Source organism: Streptomyces sp. CNQ085, from assembly GCF_022614595.1.
Taxonomy (GTDB): Bacteria; Actinomycetota; Actinomycetes; order Streptomycetales; family Streptomycetaceae; genus Streptomyces.
The window spans coordinates 1-8,723 of record NZ_JAJFAU010000178.1 but is presented as its reverse complement, the minus strand read 5'-3'; the positions used below and the strand labels follow the sequence as shown (position 1 = coordinate 8,723).

The 8,723-nt window shown below is 72.9% G+C and carries 7 protein-coding genes and 2 pseudogenes; 3 read left to right on the top strand and 6 right to left on the bottom strand.

The genetic code is table 11. From position 1 onward, the window contains the following. Positions 1-104 precede the first annotated feature (104 nt). Positions 105-2,054 (bottom strand): molecular chaperone HtpG, encoded by a 1,950-nt coding sequence (gene htpG / locus LJ221_RS21710; RefSeq protein WP_241718412.1) that lies wholly within the window; start codon positions 2,052-2,054, stop codon positions 105-107. Between the two features lie 147 nt (positions 2,055-2,201). Next, positions 2,202-2,684 (bottom strand): MarR family winged helix-turn-helix transcriptional regulator, encoded by a 483-nt coding sequence (locus LJ221_RS21705; protein ID WP_241718411.1) that lies wholly within the window; start codon positions 2,682-2,684, stop codon positions 2,202-2,204. 65 nt (positions 2,685-2,749) lie between these two features. On the opposite strand from LJ221_RS21705, the gene LJ221_RS21700 reads away from it, so the two are divergent. After that, a complete protein-coding gene (locus LJ221_RS21700; protein WP_241718410.1) occupies positions 2,750-3,217 on the top strand; it encodes a nuclear transport factor 2 family protein in 468 nt (155 codons plus the stop codon). A gap of 134 nt (positions 3,218-3,351) precedes the next feature. Here LJ221_RS21700 and LJ221_RS21695 read toward each other — a convergent pair. The 3 genes and pseudogenes from LJ221_RS21695 to LJ221_RS21685 all read right to left on the bottom strand — a co-directional run. Further along, positions 3,352-3,573, bottom strand: a pseudogene (locus tag LJ221_RS21695) (DUF664 domain-containing protein); the annotation flags it as partial. A gap of 60 nt (positions 3,574-3,633) precedes the next feature. Then, complete coding sequence (locus LJ221_RS21690; protein ID WP_241718409.1) at positions 3,634-4,377, bottom strand: restriction endonuclease; 744 nt, start codon at positions 4,375-4,377, stop codon at positions 3,634-3,636. Positions 4,378-4,439: 62 nt separating this feature from the next. Beyond that, a pseudogene (locus LJ221_RS21685) lies at positions 4,440-4,760 on the bottom strand (chlorophyllase); the annotation flags it as partial. 170 nt (positions 4,761-4,930) lie between these two features. On the opposite strand from LJ221_RS21685, the gene LJ221_RS21680 reads away from it, so the two are divergent. Continuing rightward, positions 4,931-5,527, top strand: a complete 597-nt coding sequence (locus tag LJ221_RS21680; RefSeq protein ID WP_241718408.1) for a TetR/AcrR family transcriptional regulator — start codon at positions 4,931-4,933, stop codon at positions 5,525-5,527. A gap of 216 nt (positions 5,528-5,743) precedes the next feature. On the opposite strand, the gene LJ221_RS21675 is transcribed toward LJ221_RS21680, so the two are convergent. After that, entirely contained in the window at positions 5,744-6,979 is a 1,236-nt protein-coding gene (locus LJ221_RS21675; RefSeq protein WP_241718407.1) for a DNA sulfur modification protein DndB, read from the bottom strand. A 272-nt stretch (positions 6,980-7,251) separates the two neighbouring features. Here LJ221_RS21675 and LJ221_RS21670 point away from each other — a divergent pair. Beyond that, the coding region (locus LJ221_RS21670) for an N-6 DNA methylase (RefSeq protein WP_241718406.1) at positions 7,252-8,723 on the top strand (1,472 nt) is incomplete at its 3' end.

Genomic DNA, 8,723 nt, shown 5'->3' with positions numbered 1-8,723 from the left:
CCTGGACTCGCCGGGACTCAGACCTCCGCGGAATCCGTTCCGTATCCCACCCCGGCCGGTTCGCTGGTCAGCGGCAGCTCGGCGCCCAGGTCGTCAGCGGCCGGTCACAGGGACCGCTCCAGGCGCTCGGCCATCAGCCGGGTGAAGCGGGCCGGGTCGCCGGGCATGCCGCCCTCGGCCAGCAGCGCCATGCCGTGGACGAGTTCGGCCATGCCCTCCAGGCCCGGCGCGGAGGCGTTCTCCGCGTGCGCCCCGCGCAGGCCGGTGATCAGCGGGTGGCCGGGGTTGATCTCCAGGATGCGCTTGCTCTCGGGCACCTCCTGGCCCATGGCGCGGAACATGCTGCGCAGGCCGGGCGTCATGTCCTCGGCGTCCGAGACGACACAGGCCGGCGAGACCGTCAGCCGGGAGGACAGCCGCACCTCCTTGACCTCGCCGCCGAGCCGCTCGGTCATCCACTCCAGCAGCCCGGCGTACTCCTCGCGCCGCCGCTCCCGCTCCGCCTCGGCCCGCTCCCTGTCCTCCTCGGTGCCGAGCTCGGCCTCGCCCTTGGCGATGGAGAGCAGCTTCCTGCCCTGGAAGTCGGGCACCGCGTCGACCCACACCTCGTCGACCGGGTCGGTCAGGACGAGCACCTCAAGTCCCTTGTCGCGGAATGCCTCCATGTGCGGCGAGCTCTCCACCGCGCTCCGGGAGGGGCCGGTGAGGTAGTAGATGTGCTCCTGGCCCTCCTTCATCCGCTCCGCGTACTCCTGGAGCGTCGTCGTCCCCTCCGCGTCGTGGGTGGAGGCGAAGGAGGAGGCAGCCAGGATCGCGTCGCGGCTGTCGGGGTCGTTGATCAGCCCTTCCTTGACGACCGCGCCGAACTCCCGCCAGAAGTCCGCGTACTTCTCGGGCCTGGCCGTCCTCATCTCCTTGAGGGTGGCCAGCACCTTCTTCGCCAGCCGCCGGCGCATCAGCTGGATGTGGCGGTCCTGCTGGAGGATCTCGCGGGAGATGTTCAGCGACAGGTCCTGGGCGTCGACCACGCCCTTGACGAAGCGCAGGTAGGCCGGGACCAGCTCCTCGCACTCCTCCATGATCAGGACGCGCCTGACGTAGAGCTGCACGCCCCGCCGGTCCTGGGACAGGACGCCCTGCGGCGGCCGCGCGGGCAGGAAGAGCAGCGCCTGGTACTCGAAAGTGCCCTCCGCCTGGATGCGGATGGTCTCCAGCGGGTCGGTCCAGTCGTGGCTGATGTGCTTGTAGAGCTCGTGGTACTCCTCGTCGGAGACCTCGCCGCGGGGCCGGGCCCACAGGGCCTTGCGGGAGTTGATCGCCTCCGGCTCGGGCTTCCCGGCGTCCTCGCTCCCGCCGTCCGCGTCCTTCCCCGGCTCCTCGGCGCCCGCCTCGACCAGGCGGATGGGCCAGGTGATGAAGTCGGAGTAGCGCTTGACGATCTCCCGGATCTTCCAGGGGGCCGTGTAGTCGAAGAGGCGGTCGTCGGCGTCCTCGGGCTTGAGCCTCAGGATGACCGAGGTGCCCTGGGGCGCGTCGCCGACCGTCTCGATCGTGTAGGTGCCCTCGCCGGTGGAGATCCAGCGGGTGCCCGAGGACTCCCCGGCACGACGAGTCAGCAGCGTGACCTCGTCGGCCACCATGAAGGCGGAGTAGAAGCCGACGCCGAACTGTCCGATCAGCGCCTCCGCGGCTGCCGGATTCCCGGCGTCCCCGGCCTTCTGCGCCTCCTCCAGCTTGCGGACGAACTCCGCGGTGCCGGACTTGGCGATCGTTCCGATCAGCCCCACGACCTCCTCGCGCGACATCCCGACGCCGTTGTCGCGCACGGTCAGCGTGCGGGCGTCCTTGTCGGTCTCGATCTCGATATGCGGGTCGGAGACATCGGCCCCCAGCGAATCGTCGCGCAGCGCCTCGATGCGGAGCTTGTCGAGCGCGTCGGAGGCGTTGGAGACCAGCTCCCTCAGGAACACGTCCTTGTTCGAGTAGATCGAGTGAACCATCATCCGCAGGAGGCGGCTGGCCTCCACCTGGAACTCGAACGTCTCGGCCGTCATCGTTGTGGATTCCCCCACCAGTCGTCGTCCGTCCCCGGCAGGCCCCGCGCCGCCGGGCGGCGCGGGGCCTGCCGGGGATTGCCTTCCCGGTGATGTTATGCCGGACGGGCCCCGGGTGCGGTGCGACGGCACTGGCGGCCGGCACGGTCAGCGGGGCGGCCTGACCTCGCGGCGCCGGACGGCCGCGGTGCCCCCGAGAGCGTCGAGGAGGTCGGTGAGGAGGGTGCGGGCGGCGTCGAGGGCCGTGGCGCCGAAGCGCTGCCGGAGACGTTCCTCCAGTGATGCCCGGGCACGGCGGGCGGCGGTGACGGCTTCGTGTCCGCGGGGGGTGAGTGTGACGCGGCGGACGCGGGCGTCGTGGGGGTCGGGGAGGCGTTCGGCATAGCCGAGGCGCTCGAGTTCGGCGACCGCCTTGGAGGCGCCCTGCTGGGTCATGTCGAGCTTCTCGGCGAGGTCGCCGATGGTGGGCCGGGCGTGGACGAGGTGCTGGAAGACGTAGCCGTGGGACATGCGCAGGTCGGGGAAGCCGCGGGCGGCGACTTCGTCCTGGACGGCGGAGGCGGCGGCGAGGCCCGCGAAGAGGGCGAGGGTGCCGGTGTCGAGGTCGTGGGGGTCGGGTGACTGCTCCATGGGTTCACTCTGTCATTGAACAGATCCAGTTGTGCAACCAACGTTACACAACTAAGGTTGTCCACATGCCGGAGCTCCACGAACACCCCAACGTCCGCACCGCCGTCCGCTACCACCGGGCGGTGTCCCGCTTCGCCGCAGGCGAGGAACTCACCGCCTTCCTCCACCCGGACACGGTGCACACACAGCTGCCCAACCTCCTCTTCCCGGACGGCACCGTCCGCCGCCTGCCGGAACTGGTCGACGCCGTACGGCAGGGACGCGCGCTGCTCACCGACCAGCACTTCGAAGTGATGGACGCGGTCGCCGCCGGCGACCGGGTCGCCCTGGAAGTCACCTGGTCGGGCACCCTGGCCGTGCCCCTCGGCGACCTGGCCGCCGGGCAGGTGCTGCGCGCCCACGTCGCGGCGTTCCTCGAGTTCCGCGACGGAAAGATCATCGCCCAGCGCAACTACGACTGCTACGAGCGCCTCCGCCCCGCGGCTTCGGGCGAGGCCGACCGGCAGGCCGGGAACGCGGGGGGTCCGCTCTGAGCCCGGGACGCCCCGGCACGGTCGCGACCAGTGCGAACAAAGGGACGCGCGCGTCCCTGACTCCTTGACCACCGGCAGAGCGAACGCCGGGGGCGGCGGAACCGAAGCGACCCCGCCGCCCCCGGTCTGCGCCACCGTCCCACCCGGCCGTCGACGCACTCGCGCAACAGGTCCGCGTGCCCGCGGTGGCGGGCGTACTCCTCGCCCCTGCGCACCATCGGCTCCCGGATCGCGGTCCCGTCCTTCCCCACGCGCTCACCCAGGTCCGGGTGCCCGGCCAATGCGGTATCGGCGGCGGCCTGTTCGCGCTCCAGGTCGGCGTACGCGGCGTCGACCACAGCCTGGTCCGCGACGGCCCGCGCCCGCCCCCGGTTTCTCCCGGGGCGGCTTCCCGGCCCGCCGGGCCCCTGGCGCGGTTACGCCCCGTAGGTGTTCCTCCAGCGCGCGCGGTGTTCCCGGTCGCCCTGGCCCGCGCCGTTGACGCCGGCCAGGGCGGGCAGGGAGGCGCCGTTGTTCCACAGGCCCAGGTGATCGCGGTGCACGGCCAGGATGCCGTGCTCCACCGCCAGTGCCCGGGACGGGGCGCTGAAGCGCGAGGTCGTCACGAAGACGGCCACATCGGCCCCGAAGTGCACCTTCGCACCCATCAGATCGCGCATCTCGCCGCTGGCGATGGTGCGTTTCGGCGCGTATCGCTTGCACTGGACGACCATCGTGCGGCCGTCCGGCAGCCGGCCGAGCACGTCCGCGCCGTTGTCGTGGGATCCGCCCACGCGCCGGACCTCGGTGCAGCCGTCGCGGCGGCACAGCTCTGCCACCAGCTCCTCGAACTCGGTGCCGGACATCGCGTCCACCTCGGCCAGCGTGCGGTGTCCGGCCGCCACCGCGTCCGCCTGCCGCCAGGCCCGGTCCCCGCCGCGGAGGATCCGGTCGGTACGCCACAGCCACCACACCAGGCCGCCGAGACCCGCGGCGATCCCGGCCCCCAGGAGGTACGGCCAGACGGCCGACCAGGAAACGGTGAGCAGGAGCAGCACCGCCACGCCGCCGACGACCGCCGCCCTCTGCCGGGTCTCGCGCCTGCGCCGCGCCGCCGAACCTCGTCCTCCACGGCTCCCGCGAGCCTTACGGCCTCCATGGCCTCCACTGCCAGCAGCCATCCCCGGCCCCCTCTCCTCTCACGTTTCGCGCAGCAGTCTGGGCAGCGGGGAGGCGGGCGCGGAAGGGCGCCCTTCGGCCATGGCCGGAAAACGAGGACGTCAGGGTCGGCGTGCCAGTCCGGTCCCCTGTCCGTGAAGTGCCGGGAGTCGTCCTTGTCGCCTGCGACGACCAGCGCGGGGGTGGTCATGGTGGAGAAGTCGATGGCGCCGGTGATCGGCCTCTGTCCGGCCATGGGCCCGTTGAGGGTGTCACCGCCCCTGCCGGGCGCGGCGAGCAGCACACCGGCCTTGATCCGGGGTTCGAGGAGGCGCACCATGTCCCCGGTGTCGGGGTCCTTCAGTCCGGCGCCCAGCAGGAGGGCGGCGGTGAAGCCGCCGAGCGAGGAGAGGTGGTTCGAAGGTCCGTGGCGCATGCGGCTCGCCGGTCTCCTGTGACCGGCGGCGGGCAAGGCGGACAGGGACGTCCCGGTTCGGCTAAGCTGAAACGGGGCACCGCTCCATTTAATATCCGGATCACCGATCCTTTTTTCAATCGGCGTGGAGGGAGTACGCGATGGCCGCCGGCGGTCCCGCGGACAAGCCGCCGTCCCGGGGCAGACGGGCCGATGCCCGGCGCAACCGGCAGGCGGTGCTCACCGCCGCCGCCGAGGTGTTCGTCAGCTCCGGCGTCGACGCGCCGGTCCGCCGGATCGCGGACCGGGCGGGCGTCGGAATGGCCACCATCTACCGCCACTTCCCCACCCGGGCGGATCTCGTCACGGCCGTCTACCGGCACCAGATCGAGGAGTGCGCCGAGGCCGGCCCGGACCTGCTGGCCGGCGCCGACTCCCCGTTCGACGCGCTGTGCCGGTGGGTCGACCTCTTCGTCGACTTCCTCGTCACCAAGCACGGGCTCGCCGACGCCCTGCGCTCCGACGACGACCGCTTCGCCGCGCTGCACGCCCACTTCCTCGACCGCCTGCTGCCCGTCTGCACCCAACTGCTCGACGCCGCGGTCGAGGCCGGCGACATCGAGCCCGGGACGCAGCCGTACGAGCTGATGCGCGGCATCGGCAACCTGTGCGCCGGACGCGACGACGACCCCCGCTACGACCCCCGACGCCTGATCGCCCTCCTCCTCCGGGGACTCCGGCGGCCCCACGCCTCCTGACACCGGCCGTCGACTGCCTCTTCACCGGTGGCACCGTGAATCTCGTCCGCGCCGAGGCCTTCGCACTGTCGTGCTGTCTTGCCGTGTTCCTCCTGTGCTGTTTCCGCTGCGCGACGCCCCGGCTGCCAAGGTCCCGTAGAGCCGGGGAGCCGTGACCGGCGAGGGGGCGCCGGCCGGGAAGGTCCCGGCGTCAGGTGGCCCGCGTCGCGGGCCTGTTCAGCTCCACCGGCCCCGGATCTTCCGGCCGAGTTCGCTGTGCGGGTCCAGGAGCGCGCCCGCGACGCGGCCGGCGGAGTCCTTCACGCCGCCGCTGAAGTTGAGCCGGCCGGTGGAGCCGACGCTGGCGCAGACGCCGTCCCAGTAGGCGGGTTCGCGCTCCCAGCGGACGTCGGCGAGCAGGTACGCGACCTTCTCGTAGCCCGTGGCGTCGCCGGGGTCGCACCAGGGGGTGGCGCGGTGCAGCAGGATGCCGAGTCCCGCCATCACGGCCGGGGCGGTGATGGCGCCGCGCCGGGCGAAGTCGGGGAAGTGGTCGCCGATCAGGCGGGAGACCAGGCGGACGACGACCGCCTCGACCTCGTCGGCGTCGGTGTGGGGCGGCAGGTCCTCCTCGCGGACGTGGGTCGCCGTGTACTGCACGCCCTTGCCGCCGAAGACGGTGGTGGTGATCAGCGCCCGCAGCGCGGACAGCGTCACGACCTCCTTGTCGGTCGCTGTGAGCTGCCGCTTGCCGGTGTTGACCAGCTTGCCGAACGGCACCCGCCGGCCGTCGTCCGACTCGACCTCGAGCCTCTCGCCGACGGTGTGGGCGAGCCGGGTGGCGAGGTCGCGCTGGTCCATGGACATGGCCAGGTTCTTGGCGACATCGACGCCCTTGACGTTGCGGTCGTAGAAGATCTGCCGCGCGTCCGCCGGGGAGAGCCCCAGGTAGAGCTCGAAGGGAATGCGGACCCGACTGCCGAGCTCGGTGTAGGTGAGGCCGAAGGACTCCGGGTCCTGGTAGATGTCGTGCCAGGCGGTGGTCTGGGTCTCGCCGTCGATGGCGATCACCATGGCGTCCGGGGCGAGGGTCAGCGTCCGCAGGCCCGAGTCGGGGATCAGCTCGTCGCTCATCGCGGCGATCTCGCCCGCGTGCCAGAGCGTGACCGGGGGCGTGGACCAGGCGGAGCCGTGCTTGCCGAGGATGCCGGCGGCGATGTACTCGGCATAGGCCGGGATGTTCTTCCCCTTCTGGGACTTCAGCGTCCGCTGCACGGTCGCGCGCAGTTCGGCGCGGCGCCGGTCGTGTCCGGACGCGGTCTTCAGTGCGCGCGGGTCCTCCTCCCGGCGCGGTGACGGCACCAGGCGTACGAGCGTGGCCAGGGACATGGTGCCGATGACCGCGTCCTCGCGGAACGGCATGACGGTGAGCGGGATTCCCTCCGGGGTGCCGCTCGGCATGGTCAGGCGCATGGGTGCCCCCTCCTGGGTGGCTGGGTGGTGGTCGGTCGGTCCTCGCCCGGCCCCGGGGCGCCGCACCTCCTCCGACGTTCGGCCGGGAGGGGGCTGGGCGTCCGAGGACATGGCTGTGGCAAGGGAAATGACGTTTCACGCCGGGGAGTTGTGCTCATCTCCGGAAGCGTCAACATCAAAGCATGACAGCGAAAGCACTGTCCAACAGCTTCCGCGAGCTGACGCCTGCTGTATGGTGTGGCCACGCCGACCATCGGAGCCAGGACCGACCCATGCCGCAGCCCTCCGCACCATCCGCCCAGGTGACGGCCGCCGAGATCTCCCGCATCGCGGGCGTCACGCGCGCCACCGTCAGCAACTGGCGCCGCCGGCACGAGAACTTCCCCGCCCCCTCGGGCGGCACGGACAGCAGCCCGCTGTACGACCTGGAGGAGGTCCGCGCCTGGCTCGCCTCGCGCGGACAGCACACGGCCGCCACGCCCAGCGGGGAGCTGCGCACCACGCTGCGCCTGCGTGAACCGGCCGGCGCGGGCACCTCCGATCTGCTCCTGCTGGTCCTGGCGGCCGCCCGCCGCTCCGTCGGTGACCTCGCCGGCCTGCTCGCGCTGCCCGACGCCGACCTGGTGGAACGGGCGAACGACGCGGCGGCCGGGGTCGCGGACGTGGTACCGGGCACCGAACCGGTCCGGTTCACCGCCGCGGACACCACCGTCCTGCGTGCCCTGCTGCTCTGCGTCCGCGACGAGGGCGCGCAGGCGGCGCTGGGCGTACTGGCGGAGCGGGAACTGGAGGACAGCGCCGCCAGCGGCGCCTACCGCACCCCGGCACCACTCGCCGACCTGCTGGCCCGTCTGGTCCCCGGCTCCCCGGCCCGCGTCCTCGACCCCGCCTGCGGCAGCGGCACCCTGCTGTCGGCCGCCGCCGCGCGCGGCGCGCGCGAGCTGTACGGGCAGGACAGCCTCCCTGTCCAGGCGCGGCGCACCGCCGTCGGCCTGACCCTGACGGCCGGTCAGGGCACGGACGTCACCGTGCGCACGGGCGACAGCCTGCGCGCCGACGCCTTCCCGGACCTCACCGTCGACGCCGTGCTGTGCAACCCGCCCTACGGCGACCGGGACTGGGGCCACGACGAGCTGGCCTACGACTCGCGCTGGGCGTACGGCTTCCCGCCCCGCGCCGAGTCCGAACTGGCCTGGGTCCAGCACGCGCTGGCCCACCTCTCCCCCGGCGGTCACGCCGTGCTGCTCCTGCCGCCGGCCACGGCCGGCCGCGCGTCGGGCCGCCGCGTACGGGCGGAGCTGGTGCGCGGCGGAGCGCTGCGTGCGGTGATCGCGCTGCCGGCCGGCGCGTCGGTGCCGCTGCACGTCGGGCTTCAGGTGTGGGTGCTGCGACGGCCCGAGCCGGGCGGCCCGGAGCGCAGATCGGTGCTGTTCGTGGACACGGCGGCGGGCGCGGCGACCGGTGCGGCGACGGCGGCGGCGCGGACACGGGGCGGCGGCCGGTCCGCCGCCGTGGACTGGGAGGGGATCACGGCACGCGCCCTGGACGCGTGGCGGGCGTTCACCGAGAACCCGGACACGTTCGAGGGCGAGCCCGGCGTCGCGCACGCGGTCGGTCTGGTGGACCTGCTGGACGACGTGGTGGATCTGACGCCGGCCCGGCTGGTGCGGACGTCACGGGCGGAGGTGGCCCCGGCGGCGCTGGCCGCCGAGGCGGACACCGCGTGCCGCGGCCTCGTCGAGGC